The sequence below is a fragment of the Campylobacter sp. BCW_4332 genome, assembly GCF_001763175.1.
Classification (GTDB): Bacteria; Campylobacterota; Campylobacteria; order Campylobacterales; family Campylobacteraceae; genus Campylobacter_D; species Campylobacter_D jejuni.
This window is the reverse complement of the sequence record NZ_MJYF01000037.1, coordinates 59,226-73,516: the sequence shown is the minus strand read 5'-3', so window position 1 is coordinate 73,516 and position 14,291 is coordinate 59,226. Positions and strand designations below refer to the sequence as shown.

Below are 14,291 nucleotides of genomic sequence, written 5' to 3'. Positions count from 1 at the left end.
TCTCCTTACACAGTTCCTTTTTCATACATTGCACGATTGCGTTCTTTATCTTGTTTTCTTTTTGCTTTTTCAATTTCTTTATTTCTAAACTCAAGCACACTAAATTTAAACCATAATAATGTCGGACTTGCAACAAAGATAGAGCTTAAAGTTCCCGCTATAATACCTACAATTAAAGCCAAAGAAAATCCTTGTATCATTTCCCCGCCAAAGAAATAAAGTATCACAACGGTTGCTAAAGTCAACCCTGAAGTTAAAACCGTTCTTGATAAAGTTGCTGAAACACTTTCATTAATAATAGGTGCAAGTTCGGTTTTTTTACTTGTTTTAATACCTTCTCTGATTCTATCAAAAATAATAATTGTATCATTCAAAGAGTATCCAAGCACAGTTAAAACAGCAGCCAAAGTATCTAAATTGACATCAATTTTAAATAAAGAAATTGCTCCTAAAGTAATCACAACATCATGAATTTCACTGATTATAGCCGCAAGAGCAAAACGCCACTCAAAACGCAACGCTATATAAATTAAAATTGCTATCAAAGATACAGCTATAGCCATAAGTCCTTTATTTCTAAGTTCATCACCTACTTTTGGTCCTACCACATCAGCACGACGCACCTCAAATTTTCCCGTATCCTTTAAAAGAGTGCTTATATGCTCGCCTATATCATTGCTTACATTATCATTACTTCCTAAAAAGCGTATAGTTATTTCTTCATTGCTTCCAAACTCAGTTACAGATAAATTTTGAAAAGTTCCTTGATTTTCTAAAATTTCTCGAATTTGCGTTATAGGAGCTGCATTTTCATATTTAAGCTGAACTAAAGTTCCTCCGCTAAAATCAATGCCATATTGTAAACCCCTATCCCAAAGTAAATAAATAGAACCAAAAAACAAAATAAAAGAAAGGGAAATAGCAGCAAAACGCATTCTCATAAAATCATAAATTTTCTTTTCGCTAAAAAACTGCATTATCTTCTCCTATAGCCAAACCAAAATCTTGTATTATTATTTTTTTCTATGCGTTGCATAAAATAATCAAACATTCCGTGAGTTCCTAAAATAGCTGTAATCATAGAAACAACGATACCAATTCCCAAAGTCACAGCAAAACCTTTAACTGCTCCTGTTCCATAGGCATAAAGTGCTACCGAAGTAACTAAAGAAGTGATATTTGAATCTATAATCGCACTCATAGCATTTTTATAACCTTGTTCTATACTAACTCTTATATTTACTCCATCTCGCAAGAGTTCTCGTATACGCTCATTGATAATCACATTTGCATCTACTGCCATACCCACAGTTAAAACAAGTCCTGCCATCCCTGGTAAAGTTAAAGTTGCTCCAAACATAGCCATAACAGCAACTACTACCAAAACATTAACTAGCATTGCAATATTTGCAAAAATTCCTGCCACACCGTAATACATCATCATAAATACTACAATAAAAACCGATGCACCGATTAAGGCTATCATACTCATTTTAATACTATCAGCACCTAAAGATGGTCCTATGCTTCTTTGTTCAAGTAATTTTACAGGCGCAAGCAAAGCTCCACTTCTTAAAGCTACCGCCACATCGCGTGCTTCTTCTTGAGTAAAAGCTCCACTGATTTGCCCACTACCTCCGCCTATGCGTTCATTGATAGATGGAGCAGAATATACTTTATTATCAAGTACAATAGCAAGACGCTTTCCAACATTTGCTCCTGTATAATCAGCAAATTTTTTAGAACCCTCGGCATTTAAAGTAAAATTAATCACAGGATAATTACTCTTATCACTAATCCCTACTCTAGCATCAGTAAGCATAGATCCATCTAAAATAGGTATACTTTTTAAGGTATATTTTAAATTTGGATTTCTAGAATCAGGCACTAAAATCAGTCCATAACTCGCAGCCTCAGCGTCGCTCATTGTGGAAGCTTGACCCATTTTAGAATCATCAACTTCCATAAGTTGTAAATGTGCTGCTTTTGTGATGCGTTCTTTTGCTCTTAGTTCATCTTCTTTGGTTTTAATCCCTGCAAGTTCAACCAAAATCTTATCATTACCTTGTTTAGCAACTGTTGGCTCTGCTAAACCAAATTGATCAAGCCTATTTCTTATGGTTTCAACTGCTTGCAAAAGTGCAAAATTTTCTATATTTTTTACTTCTTCTGAGGTAAAAGAAATTTTATAGTGCATATTTTCACTTTGTATATTAATTCCTTTTATTTCTTTAAGCAAATTTTCAACTTTTGCAATATCCGCATTATCAAGCAAAGTAAATTCTAAAATATCATCATGGGTATTTAAGCCGTCATTTAAAATATTTTCTTTATTAAAAGAATAACTCAATGAAGATGCAATTGATTTTATTTTAGATTTTACAGCTTCTTCATTATCTACACCTAAGAGCATATAAAGCCCACCTTGCAAATCAAGCCCTAAATTAATCTTCGCACCACGTTCTGACTGCAAAAAAGAAGGGAGTGAAAAAGCCACTCCAAAAATAAATACCGCTATAAAAATAATCAAGCGATAATTGATTTTAGAATTACGCATCAATTTTCTTTGCTATAAATTCTCTTGAAATTTTTGCAGTAACATTGTCTTCATTAAGCTTAACTTTGATAAAATCCTCCTCTGGTTTTACGACTTCACAAATAAGTCCGCCATTAGTGATGATTTTATCTCCTTTTTGCAAAGACTCAAGCATTTGTTTATGTGCTTTTGCTTGTTTTTGTTGCGGTCTGATCACCAAGAAATAAAAAATTGCAAATAACACTACAAGAGGTAATAATGAAGTTAAAATTGAATTTTCTGCCATATTTTTCCTTTATTCCAAAAAAATTAAACACTAATTCTATCATTTTTAAAATAATAAAAGTCTTTTTTATTGCAATTTTACTTTCAAATTCTATTTATCTATCATTTTTTGAAAATATTTTTACACAAACCATTAGCCCATTTTTAGCTATTTACGGGTTAGTTTTACTTCTAAAAAGTAAAAATTCTAAACAATATTTTTGGATAGGTTTTTTTGTAGGGATTCTTTGGTTTTGGTGGATTGGTTTATCTTCAATTTATTTTAATCTAAACTATTTAGTACCAATTATACCAATTATCATTGGTTTTATTTATGGACTACTTTTTAGATTATGTTATTTATTAAAATTTGATTTTTTAAGACTTTGTGGAATTTTTTGCATAAGTTTTATCCATCCTTTAGGATTTGATTGGCTTAATTGGGGAATTTTTACAGTTTATGGTTTTTTTGACCCAAGTTATCGTGGTATTATTTGCATATTTTTAATAGCATATTTCATCTATGAGGGTTATATATCAAGATATTATAAAATAGCAATTGTTCTTGTTTTATTCTTTAGTGGATTTCAATATAATGAAAAACAAGCTCAAACTCTTAATTTAAACTACAAACTCATCAATACTAATATCTCTCAAGATCAAAAATTTTTACAAGAAAATTTAAAATCAAATTCTGATATCCTAATTCAAGATATATTTCAAGCTATAAATGAAAAAAAAGAACTTGTAATCTTGCCTGAAACCGCTTTTGCTTTTGATTTAAAAAATACCAAATATGAACTTATGCTTAAAGAATTATCTTATAAAATTACCATTATTACGGGAGCATTTTATACTGAAAAAGAGCATACTTACAATAGCACGTATATCTTTAAAAAAGGCAATGTCTATATTTTAAATAAGCATTTTTTAGTTCCCTTTGGTGAAAAAATTCCATTTTTTAAAGACTTAATAAAAAAATATTTTCTTAAAAATATTGAAGAATTTTCCCAAGGTCCTATACAAAGCAAATATAAATTAGACAATCAAATTATTACAAATGCAATTTGTTATGAAGCTACCAAAGAACAAAACTATCAAAATTCACAAATTATTATAGCTCTAAGCAACAATGCTTGGTTTAATAATAGCAGCGAATACAAACTCCAACAACTCTTAATGAAATTTTATGCAAGTAAATATGGAGTTAGTGTTTATCATGCTACAAATGGTAAAGAGAATATAGTTATACTCCCTAAAAAGCTTTTAAGTAAAGATTGGAAAAAATTTATCCAAAGAAATATTTAATGATAAAAAATAATATTAAAATTTTAATTTTAAAGTAATTTAAGTTATTTTATATTATAATTCTGTCAAATAATATTTTGACTTAGAGGGGTTTTTACCCCAAAGCTAAATTAATTTAGCTTCCTTCCTAACTTTTATATTTATGGGGGATATTGAAAAATATCCCTCTAAGTCAAAAATTAATACAACTTCATTAATTCTTTATAATTATACAAGCCTTATTTAAGCTTGTATAATATTGTTAATTTTTTAAAGCAGCTTTTTAAACTGTTCTAGAGCATCAAGTTGTTCCCAAGGATAGTCCTTTTGTCCTACTTGCCCACGAGCCGCTACATCCGCATAAAGAAAAGTTTCTTTACTTGGTTTATCCAGATGAAATTTATCACGGATCCAATTTGGCGTTAAAGAGAAGTTTTGCATAACAAAATCACTTAAAACATCATCATTTACACTGGTATTTGTGCCCATACAATCCACACTTACCGAAGTAGGTTTTGCAACACCTATAGCATAACTAAGTTGAACAATACATTTTTTAGCAAGCCCTGCTGCAACTATATTTTTAGCTAGCCATCTACCTGCATAAAGTCCACTTCTATCAACTTTAGTATAATCTTTGCTCGATTGTGCGCCACCACCTATTGGAGAATAACCTCCAAAACTATCTACTATAAGTTTTCTTCCTGTTAAACCACTATCATGTAAAGAAGAATGATTAATATATTTACCAGTTGGATTGATTAAAATTCTAGTCTTATTAGGGTCAAAAAGTTCTTTTGGTAAATTACTATCTAAGATAAGTTTCATCACCAAAGATCTTAAATCTTCTATTTTCATACTTTCAACACAAGGCGCAGAAACTACTATAGTATGAATACTTTGCGGTTTGCAATTTTCAAAATTCGCCTTAGTGCCATAATCAATAGTTACTTGAGTTTTAATATCCACGCCAAGTTCGTGTGGATTTGCTTTTGCATAAGCGTAGACTTTATCACATAGCATTCTTGCATAGCTAATGGCTGCTGGCATGTATTCTTCAGCCTCACAACTTGCAAAACCAAACATAATGCCTTGATCACCTGCCCCTGTTTCGCCATCTTCTTGATCAACACCTTGATTAATATCAGGGCTTTGTTCATTTAAAAACACCATAACATCAACTTCATCAGGATGCAAACACTGCTCTTTGTTAAAATGCCCTGCCCCATCATAACCAATGTTTTTTAAAACATCTTTAACTAAATTATCGTAATCAGCTTTACTAAGTTTGTGATTTGACTTAACTTCGCCTCCTATCACAACCTTATTTCCTGCGACAAAAACCTCACTCGCCACCCTTGAATTTTTGTCATTTTTCAAGAGTATATCCACTATCGTATCAGCGATTATATCAGCGCACTTGTCTGGATGACCTGCACTTACGACTTCTGAAGTGAATAGATACATAAAAAGTCCTTTCATTTAAAATGAACCACAATTGTATCCAAATAAACTTATCAAAGCTTGATAAATTAAAAATTCTCTAAAATTAAGCAAAAATTAGCTAAAATCAACTTCTGATATAAAAAATATTTAAAAGGTTTTTATGTTTTCTAAAATCATTCAAAGCTACGCTAAAGGCAACCTCATAGTTCAAATTTGCATAGGTATAGTACTAGGAATACTTATAGGCATTAGTTCTAAAGAAATATCTGAAATTGCAAATTTACTCGGAATACTTTTTACAAGTGCCTTAAAAGCTATCGCTCCTATGCTTGTTTTTGTTTTGATTTTAACTTCAATTTGCACTAAAGATTTTTCTCAAAGTGGTGCTAAGATCAAAAATATTATCATTTTATATATAGTAGGCACCTTTCTTGCTTCAGCTTGTGCGGTTCTTGCTAATTTTTTCTTTCCTGTAAAGCTTGTTTTAGATGGAATTCAAACCGCTACAAACTCATCTCCAACCCACATGAGTGAGATTTTTAAAGATCTTTTATTTAAAATTGTCGATAATCCTATAAATGCTCTTTCAAGTGGGAATTATTTAGGAATTTTAACCTGGGCAATAGCTGGAGGCATAGCATTAAAACACTGCTCTAACGAAGTAAAACAAGTTTTTATAGATATCAATGAAGGGGTTTTGAAAATTGTTAAATTTGTAGTAAAACTTGCTCCTTTTGGAATTTTTGGACTTGTGGCTAATTCTGTAGCACAAACAGGAGCACAAGGCTTACTAAGCTATATAAAACTTTTATTTTTACTTGTAGCTACTATGCTTTTTGTTACTTTTGTTATCAATGCCTTAATAGTTTTTTTTTATACAAGAAAAAATCCTTTTCCTTTGATTTTTATCTGCTTAAGACACAGTGCATTTTTTGCTTTTTTCACAAGAAGTTCAGCGGCAAATATCCCTGTTAATATGGCACTTTGCGCCAAACTTGGCATAGATAAAGAATTTTATGGCATTTCTATACCTTTAGGAGCTACTATCAACATGGCAGGAGCGGCAGTTACTATAGCTATTTTAAGTCTTACTACAGCCAATACCGTTGGTATAGAAATCAGTCTTTTGCAAGCCCTTTTATTAAGCATTATTGCCACCTTTGCAGCTTGCGGGGCTAGCGGAGTTGCGGGTGGATCCTTACTGCTTATACCTTTGGCTTGTTCTTTATTTAATATAGACTATGATATTGCTATGAAGGTAGTTGCCATAGGTTTTATTATAGGGGTTATTCAAGATAGTGTTGAAACTGCTTTAAATAGTTCTACAGATGTTCTTTTTACAGCAATTTGTTCTAAAAATGAATTAAATTATAATATCAAATAAGGTAAAAGCATGCGTCATCTCATCACTACAAAGGATTTTAATAAAGTCGAAATTATGGAGCTTTTTAAAGAAGCAAGTGATTTCTTAGATGAAAAACCTAGAACTTTTCTTAAAGGAAAAAGTATCACGACAATTTTTTTTGAAAACTCTACACGCACCCTTTCATCTTTTGAAAGCGCTGCAAGAAGATTAGGTGCTAGGGTTTTACGCCTTGATGTTTCAAGATCAAGCTCTAGCAAAGGAGAAACTCTTTATGATACTGCTGCTAATTTAGATGCCATGAGTCCTAATGCTATTGTTATAAGACACGCAAACTCAGGAGCTCCTTTGATATTGGCAAAGCATATGCATTGTCCAGTTGTTAATGGAGGAGATGGAAAACACGCCCATCCTACCCAAGCTTTGCTAGATTTATTCACTATTTATAATCATTTTCAAGGCGATGTCAAAGGTAAGAAAATTTGCATCGTAGGTGATATTAAAAATTCCCGTGTTGCAGCGTCCAATATAGAACTTTTAAGCAGATTTAATCTTGATATTACCCTAGTAGCTCCACCACATTTTATGCCCAATACTCATCTTAAAAAACATTATAAGCTTGATGAGAATATCATAGCAAATTCAGATATTATTATGAGTCTTAGAACACAAACAGAAAGACATAATAAAACCGTTTATGCTTCACTTAAAGACTACGCAAATGATTTTTGCATTCAAAAAAGCTTAGTAAAAGATAAAAAGCTTATTTTACTACATCCAGGCCCTGTAAATCGCAATATTGACATAAGTGATGAAATGATGAGTGATGAAAGAACTTTAGTTTTAAAACAAGTTAAAAATGGAGTGGCTATTAGAATGGCTGTTCTTAAAAAACTCATACTAGAAAATGAAGGATAAAAAATGTTAGAATGGGATTTAAGCGCTTTATTTCACGATAAAGAAACATTACAAAATTTTACACAAGATCAAATCCAACAAAGTTTAAATTTCAAAAAAAACTATGAAAATAAACTTTATACATTAAATACTAATGAGTTTTTGCAAGCTTTAAAAGATTATGAAAATTTAAATCAAGCTCTTGGTAAAATCATGACTTATGCTTATTTGCTTTTTGCTAAAAACACTCAAAATGGTTCTTTTTACGCACAATACGAAGAAGAATGCAAAAAAATAGAAGAAAATTTACTCTTTTTCGAGCTTGAATTTTGTGAGTTAACTCCTGAAAAAAGTCAAGAATTTACAACTTTTTGTAAAGATTATGATTTTTATCTTTCTAATTTATTGCAAAACAAACGCTATAATCTTAGCAAAAACGAAGAACGCATTATGCTCTATCTTTCAAATACAGGTGCAAATGCTTTTAGTAGGCTTTTTGATGAAAGTATGAGTGCTTTAAAAATCCCTTTTGAAGGTAAAAAACTTAGCGAAGAAGAAATTCTAAGCAAAATGTATGACGAAGATAGAAAAATACGCAAAAAAGCTGCTAAAAAATTCAGTAAAGTTTTGCAAAAAAATAGCAGACTTTTAAGTTTTATTATCAATATGATAAAAACAGAAAGAAAAAATATAAGCTTATTAAGAGGTTATGAAAATGCTGAAATTTCAAGACATATCAGCAATCAAATTTCGCAAAAAAGCGTTGATTCCTTGATAACAAGTGCGCAAAAACATTTTAACTTAGTATCGCAATTTTACAAAAGAAAAAAACAAATTTTGGGCTATGATGAGCTTAAAGACTATGATAGATATGCACCCATAGGAAAAGAAGCAAGTTTTGATTTTAAAACAAGTAAAAATATTGTTTTAGAGGCATTTCAAGCTTTTTCTCCGCAATTTTATGATATAGCAAAAAATGCTTTTAATCAAGGCTGGATTGATGTTTATCCACAAGAAAATAAACAAGGGGGTGCTTTTTCACATTCTGCAACTTCTGATGCACATCCTTTTGTTTTATTAAACTACACCGATAAAAGGCGTGATCTTTTTACACTTGCACATGAATTAGGACACACCATCCATCAAAAACTTTCTTATAATGTAAGCTATTTAAATCAAAACACGCCTTTAACCACCGCAGAAACAGCTTCAGTTTTTGCTGAAATGCTCGTATTTGATTTTATTAAAGATAAGTTAAAAAAAGAAGAACTCCTATCTTTATATGCAAATAAAATCGAAGATATTTTTGCAACTTTTTATAGACAAATTAATTTTACTTGTTTTGAAAGACGCTTACATGCTCAAGAAAATGAACTTAGCACCGAAGAAATCAATAAAATTTGGATGGAAGAATCTCAAAAGATGTTTCAAGACAGCGTAAAACTTACAAAAAATTATGCTTCTTGGTGGAGTTATATTCCTCATTTTATCCATTCTCCTTTTTACTGCTATGCTTATGCTTATGCGCAACTTTTAGTTTTAGCTCTTTATGGGCTTTACAAAAGTAAAAAATGTGAAAATTTTAAAGAACTTTATATCAAAATGCTTTCTTTAGGTGGAAGCGTGAGTCCAAAAGAACTAGTAGGAATGTTTGGCTTTGATATAGAAGATGAAAATTTTTGGGAAATAGGCATAAAAGAAATTCAAAAACTCATCAATGAATTTATGGAGTTACAATCATGCTAGAAACAATCTTAAAAAATGAAAATTTTATCTATACCATGCAAAAGCATTGCTATGAAGTTATTTCACACCTTATAGAAGAAAATATAGAATTTTCCATAGTTGCAAATACAAATTTCATAGATTTTAACCCTGAACTTCCCAAAGAGCTTGATGTTAAACAAAATCCTTATGCTCTTTTTGCTCTTGGAGGATACACCTTTGAATCCATACAACTAAATAAAGATTTCATTCAATTTCACGCAGGTTTTGGAAATGATGATTTTGATAGTTTTGTAAAGGTTGATTTAGGAGCTATCACGCAAATTCAAATAGAAAATAGCATTTTATTTGTTAATTTTAGCCTTTATAAACGCGAAGATAGTAAAAATTTACAAAAATCTAAAAATATATTTTTAAATAATCCAAAAAATAAAGATATTTTCAAAAAATGAATCTATTTGAAGATTTAAATGATAGTCAAAAACAAGCGGTAAGTCACATTGATGGAGCTATGCTTATCCTAGCGGGTGCAGGTAGTGGAAAAACCAAAACTATCACCACTCGTCTTGCTTATCTTATCGGTGAAGTAGGCATCCCCTCGCATAACACTCTTACTCTTACTTTTACAAATAAAGCAGCTAGTGTTATGCGTCATAGAGCATTAAATTTTCTACAAGGCAATCACAATCCTTTGCTTTGCACCTTTCATAAATTTGGACTTTTATTTTTAAAACTCCATTTTGAAAGATTGGAGCGTAAAAATAGTTTTATTGTTATCGATACAGATGATACAAAAAAAATAATTAAAGACTTAATCCATGATAAAAACAAAGATAATGTCTATAATATTATCAAATACATATCTTATTGCAAAAATGAAGGCAAAAGAGTAAGCAATGTCTTTGAAGATTTAAATTTACTAAAAGAACATAATTTTGAAAAATATCAAAATGAATACAAATTTGCCAACTATTACCGTGCTTATGAAGAATACTTATTAAAGCAAAATTTTGTAGATTTTGATGATCTTTTATTGCTAAGCAATCTCATTTTAGAAAATGATATAAATTTTGCCAAAGAACAAAGCTTACTTTATAATTACATTACAGTTGATGAGTATCAAGATACTAATACCTTGCAATATAAAATTCTAAAAAATCTATGTTGTATGCATGAAAATATCACAGTTGTTGGCGATGATGATCAAAGTATTTATAGTTGGCGTGGAGCAAAAATTGAAAATATTTTAAATTTTCAAAACGATTTTAAAAATGTTAAACTTGTAAAACTTGAACAAAACTATCGTTCAGTAGGGACTATTTTACAAGCAGCAAATAATCTCATATCTCACAATGAGCAACGACTTGGAAAAACTTTAATCTGCACTAAAGATACTGGGGAAAATATTAAAATATTAAAAAACGAAAACGAAAAAGATGAAGGTTTATATATCGCTCAAGAAGTAAAAAAATTGCTAAATTCCGGAGTAGAAGCTAAAGAGATCGCCGTTTTATTTCGAGTTAATGCACTATCAAGAGCAATAGAAGAAGCATTTATGAAGGAAAAAATTTCTTATAAACTGCTTAGCGGTATGCGTTTTTATGAGAGATTAGAAATAAAAGATTTAATCTCGTATCTTAGACTTATCTTAAATCCAAACGATGATTTGTCATTTAGGCGTATTATTAATCGCCCTAAAAGATCCATAGGAGAAAAAGCCTTAAAAAATTTAGAAGAATATGCAAAAAAACGTCAAATTTCACTTTTTGATGCCTTATGTGAAAGCGATGGCGGTGTAGGAATTTTAACAACAAAAAAAGCACAAAATGAAGCAAATATTTTTATACAAAATATTCACACTCTAAAAAGCTACGATAATGCAAAAAAAGTTTTTGACAATATAGAAGAATTATTTAAAATCAAAGATTATTTTTCAGAGCAAGATGATGGAGATGAAAGAATCAGAAATCTTGATGAGTTTTATGCTAATCTAAGAGAAAAACTCAAAGAAGATCCCGAAGCTTCTTTAGAAGATCTACTTAGTGAAATTTCTTTATTAAGTGATCAAGATAATTTAGATGAAGAATGTGTTTGCTTGATGAGTATTCATGCTAGCAAAGGTTTGGAATTTGATTATGTTTTTATAATAGGCTTTGATGAAGGATTTTTTCCTTTAAATAGCGAAGAAAATCTCGAAGAAGAACGCCGTCTTGCTTATGTTGCCATCACTCGCGCCAAGAAATTTCTCACAATAAGTGTTGCAAATTCTCGTTTTTATCATGGTTCAAGAGCAAACATCAATCCTAGCCGCTTCTTAGAAGAAAGTAAATTAATCAATGAAAAATCAAAAAATCAAAATATACAAAAAACTAGTTTTTGCAAAGGAGATCTAGTTAAACATAAAATTTTTGGCATTGGCAGGGTTGTTGAAGTTAATAAAAGCGGAAAAGAGGAAAAGCTTAATATTAATTTTAGTGGCATAATGCGTGTAATCATGGCAAGCTTTGTGGAAAAAGCAGTATGAACAAGATCTTTGCAGCCTTTAAACCAAGGGGTTTGAGCTCTAACGCCTTTTTAAGCACTTTAAAGAAAAAATATAAAAATAAAAAAGCAGGATATTCTGGCACTCTTGATCCTTTCGCCAAAGGGGTTTTAATCGTTGCATTTGGACAATACACAAAACTTTTCCGTTTTTTAAAAAAAACTCCAAAAACCTATAAAGCTACTTTATGGCTTGGAGTTTACTCCTTAAGTCTTGATGATCAAAATATAAAAGAAATTAAAAATATAAAAGAATTTGATCTTACAAATTTAAAACAAATCATTGATCAAATGCAAGGAATTATCTCCTATACACCACCGCAATTTAGCGCCAAAAGAATCAATGGAACTCGCGCCTATGAACTTGCAAAAAAAGGTATAGAAGTAAATTTAAAACCTTGTCAAATGGAAGTATTTGATTGCAAGATTTTAAGCTATAATCATCCTTTTTTAAATATCGAAATCACAGTCAGTGAAGGTGCTTATATAAGATCTTATTGTGAACTTTTTGCTAGAAAACTAGGTATTAATGCGACTTTAAGCTCTTTAGAGCGCATTAAAGAAGGCAAATTTGTTTATAATAATGAGAAAAGCTTAAATGTGTTAAAATACATTAACCTAAAGCCAAATTTTATCAAGGATTTAAATAAACTCGAAAATGGTGCTAAAATTTTTGTCGAAGAATTAGAATTTCATGATGAAGGAGATTATTATATTGAAACAGAAAAATATTTTAGCATAATTAATATTAAAGAAAATACAGTAAAATATCTTCTGAATAAGGTTGAAAAATGTTAATATTATCAAGAAAAGAAAATGAAAGTATAATTATCGGAGAAGGTATAGAAATCAAAGTCGTTCAAACAGGGAAAGGATATGCCAAAATAGGCATAGAAGCTCCAAAATCCCTTATGATACTTAGAAAAGAACTTGTTCAACAAGTAAAGGATGAAAATTTGCATTCTGTTGTTCAGAATGATATTAAACTTGATGACTTAAGCAAAAAACTAATCAAATGAAAGCTTACGCTAAAGCAAATATTTTTTTAAAACTTACCGGTTTTGACTCAAGAAAATATCATCTTTTAGAATCACGATTTATACTTTTAAAAGATCTTTTTGATGAGCTTGAGCTTGTTGATAAAGAATCAGATTCTAAAAAAGAATTTGAAATCATTAGTAATTTTAAATGCGAAAATAATATTATTCAAAAGGCTTATTTACTACTTTCTAAAAGATATAATAATGAATTAAAAGAATTATTTAGCAAAAAAAGCCTAAAACTCACAAAAAATATCCCAGTATGTGCTGGACTTGGCGGTGGAAGTAGCGATTGTGCGAGTTTTTTACTGCTAATGAATGAAACCCTAAATTTAAAATTAAACCTACAAGAACTTATAAATTTAAGCATGCAACTAGGAAGTGATATTGCCTTTTTTTTAAGTGGCTTTCACTCTGCTGATGTAAGTGGCTGTGGTGAAATTATAAAAGAATTTGAAGATGACATACCTAATTTAAAATGGACTTTTCCACAAATATCTTGCCAAACTAAAGCTGTTTATGATGAATTTGATAGAGGAATATTTGACTTTCAAAAAAACAATAATCAAGCGCAAATCTACAAAAAACTCAGCACAAAAGAGTTGTTACAAAATTTTAAAAACAAAGAATTAAATGATTTATTTACTTCTTGTGCAACTTTATATCCTAAAATGAAGTCTTACTTACAAGAAGATTTTTTTCTAAGCGGTAGCGGTAGTAGTGTTTTTAAGGTTGATTGATGAAAATTATTGCAAGAAATAAAAAAGCTTTATTTGATTATAGCATTATAGAACGCTTTGAAGCCGGAATTGTCCTTAAGGGAAGTGAAGTTGTAGCCTTAAGGGCAGGAAGAGCAAATCTTAAAGACTCTTTTGTTCGCATTATAAAAAATGAGATTTTTTTACTTAATTCTCATATTTCATTGCTTCATACTACACATTCTTTCTATAAACACGAAGAAAGAGGCGCTAGAAAGCTTTTAATACATAGAAAGCAAATTGATAAATTATTAGGTAAAGTAAGTATAGAAGGATATACTATCGTTGCATTAGATCTTTATTTTAACACAAAAAATAAAGTAAAAGCCACTCTTGCTTTAGCTAAAGGGAAAAATTTGCACGACAAGCGTGAAACTTTAAAGAAAAAGCAAGCCGATTTAGAAGCTAGAGCTGCTATGAAAAATTATAAATAA

Annotated in this window: 13 protein-coding genes and 1 pseudogene; 10 read left to right on the top strand and 4 right to left on the bottom strand. The window is 30.3% G+C overall.

What is annotated here, in order from left to right; all coding sequences use genetic code 11:
• Positions 1-5 precede the first annotated feature (5 nt).
• From secF to yajC, 3 genes are read right to left on the bottom strand one after another with little or no spacing between them, the layout of a single operon-like run.
• Positions 6-977: a protein translocase subunit SecF gene (gene secF / locus AJN64_RS03525; protein ID WP_070292690.1), complete on the bottom strand. Its 972-nt coding sequence runs from the start codon at positions 975-977 to the stop codon at positions 6-8.
• Positions 977-2,557 (bottom strand): protein translocase subunit SecD, encoded by a 1,581-nt coding sequence (gene secD / locus AJN64_RS03520; protein ID WP_002880810.1) that lies wholly within the window; start codon positions 2,555-2,557, stop codon positions 977-979. Before secD ends, secF begins: the two co-directional genes overlap by 1 nt.
• On the bottom strand, positions 2,550-2,822 hold the full coding sequence (gene yajC, locus AJN64_RS03515; protein WP_002786346.1) for a preprotein translocase subunit YajC: 273 nt from the start codon (positions 2,820-2,822) through the stop codon (positions 2,550-2,552). The genes secD and yajC overlap by 8 nt, the downstream gene beginning before the upstream one ends.
• Here yajC and AJN64_RS03510 point away from each other — a divergent pair.
• Positions 2,795-4,121: pseudogene (locus AJN64_RS03510) on the top strand (apolipoprotein N-acyltransferase). The gene yajC and the pseudogene AJN64_RS03510 overlap by 28 nt on opposite strands.
• Before the next feature lie 236 nt (positions 4,122-4,357).
• On the opposite strand, the gene metK reads toward AJN64_RS03510, so the two are convergent.
• A complete protein-coding gene (gene metK, locus AJN64_RS03505) occupies positions 4,358-5,554 on the bottom strand; it encodes a methionine adenosyltransferase (RefSeq protein ID WP_002861817.1) in 1,197 nt (398 codons plus the stop codon).
• Between the two features lie 139 nt (positions 5,555-5,693).
• Between metK and sstT the strand changes: the two genes are divergently transcribed.
• Genes sstT through smpB form a run of 9 tightly spaced genes read left to right on the top strand, consistent with a single transcriptional unit; the run spans position 5,694 to position 14,291 of the window.
• Positions 5,694-6,917, top strand: coding sequence for a serine/threonine transporter SstT (gene sstT, locus AJN64_RS03500; protein ID WP_044780199.1), 1,224 nt, complete (start codon positions 5,694-5,696; stop codon positions 6,915-6,917).
• 9 nt (positions 6,918-6,926) lie between these two features.
• Complete coding sequence (locus AJN64_RS03495) at positions 6,927-7,814, top strand: aspartate carbamoyltransferase catalytic subunit (RefSeq protein WP_070292689.1); 888 nt, start codon at positions 6,927-6,929, stop codon at positions 7,812-7,814.
• A gap of 3 nt (positions 7,815-7,817) precedes the next feature.
• Positions 7,818-9,539, top strand: coding sequence for a M3 family oligoendopeptidase (locus AJN64_RS03490; protein ID WP_070292688.1), 1,722 nt, complete (start codon positions 7,818-7,820; stop codon positions 9,537-9,539).
• A complete protein-coding gene (locus AJN64_RS03485; RefSeq protein WP_070292687.1) occupies positions 9,533-9,970 on the top strand; it encodes a hypothetical protein in 438 nt (145 codons plus the stop codon). Before AJN64_RS03490 ends, AJN64_RS03485 begins: the two co-directional genes overlap by 7 nt.
• The gene (locus AJN64_RS03480; protein ID WP_070292686.1) at positions 9,967-12,042 is read left to right on the top strand and encodes an ATP-dependent helicase; all 2,076 of its coding nucleotides are present in this window, start codon (positions 9,967-9,969) and stop codon (positions 12,040-12,042) included. Before AJN64_RS03485 ends, AJN64_RS03480 begins: the two co-directional genes overlap by 4 nt.
• The gene (gene truB, locus AJN64_RS03475) at positions 12,039-12,857 is read left to right on the top strand and encodes a tRNA pseudouridine(55) synthase TruB (protein WP_002899493.1); all 819 of its coding nucleotides are present in this window, start codon (positions 12,039-12,041) and stop codon (positions 12,855-12,857) included. The genes AJN64_RS03480 and truB overlap by 4 nt, the downstream gene beginning before the upstream one ends.
• Positions 12,851-13,078 (top strand): carbon storage regulator CsrA, encoded by a 228-nt coding sequence (csrA, locus tag AJN64_RS03470; RefSeq protein ID WP_002852854.1) that lies wholly within the window; start codon positions 12,851-12,853, stop codon positions 13,076-13,078. Before truB ends, csrA begins: the two co-directional genes overlap by 7 nt.
• Positions 13,075-13,839 (top strand): 4-(cytidine 5'-diphospho)-2-C-methyl-D-erythritol kinase, encoded by a 765-nt coding sequence (locus AJN64_RS03465; protein WP_070277533.1) that lies wholly within the window; start codon positions 13,075-13,077, stop codon positions 13,837-13,839. The genes csrA and AJN64_RS03465 overlap by 4 nt, the downstream gene beginning before the upstream one ends.
• Positions 13,839-14,291: an SsrA-binding protein SmpB gene (smpB, locus tag AJN64_RS03460; protein ID WP_070292685.1), complete on the top strand. Its 453-nt coding sequence runs from the start codon at positions 13,839-13,841 to the stop codon at positions 14,289-14,291. Before AJN64_RS03465 ends, smpB begins: the two co-directional genes overlap by 1 nt.

Excerpts from the sequence above, each read along its gene's own strand:
- secF (WP_070292690.1), bottom strand. The coding sequence starts at position 977 with ATGCAGTTTTTTAGCGAAAAGAAAATTTATGATTTTATGAGAATGCGT.
- secD (WP_002880810.1), bottom strand. The coding sequence starts at position 2,557 with ATGCGTAATTCTAAAATCAATTATCGCTTGATTATTTTTATAGCGGTA.
- yajC (WP_002786346.1), bottom strand. The coding sequence starts at position 2,822 with ATGGCAGAAAATTCAATTTTAACTTCATTATTACCTCTTGTAGTGTTA.
- metK (WP_002861817.1), bottom strand. The coding sequence starts at position 5,554 with ATGTATCTATTCACTTCAGAAGTCGTAAGTGCAGGTCATCCAGACAAG.
- sstT (WP_044780199.1), top strand. The coding sequence starts at position 5,694 with ATGTTTTCTAAAATCATTCAAAGCTACGCTAAAGGCAACCTCATAGTT.
- AJN64_RS03495 (WP_070292689.1), top strand. The coding sequence starts at position 6,927 with ATGCGTCATCTCATCACTACAAAGGATTTTAATAAAGTCGAAATTATG.
- AJN64_RS03490 (WP_070292688.1), top strand. The coding sequence starts at position 7,818 with ATGTTAGAATGGGATTTAAGCGCTTTATTTCACGATAAAGAAACATTA.
- AJN64_RS03485 (WP_070292687.1), top strand. The coding sequence starts at position 9,533 with ATGCTAGAAACAATCTTAAAAAATGAAAATTTTATCTATACCATGCAA.
- AJN64_RS03480 (WP_070292686.1), top strand. The coding sequence starts at position 9,967 with ATGAATCTATTTGAAGATTTAAATGATAGTCAAAAACAAGCGGTAAGT.
- truB (WP_002899493.1), top strand. The coding sequence starts at position 12,039 with ATGAACAAGATCTTTGCAGCCTTTAAACCAAGGGGTTTGAGCTCTAAC.
- csrA (WP_002852854.1), top strand. The coding sequence starts at position 12,851 with ATGTTAATATTATCAAGAAAAGAAAATGAAAGTATAATTATCGGAGAA.
- AJN64_RS03465 (WP_070277533.1), top strand. The coding sequence starts at position 13,075 with ATGAAAGCTTACGCTAAAGCAAATATTTTTTTAAAACTTACCGGTTTT.
- smpB (WP_070292685.1), top strand. The coding sequence starts at position 13,839 with ATGAAAATTATTGCAAGAAATAAAAAAGCTTTATTTGATTATAGCATT.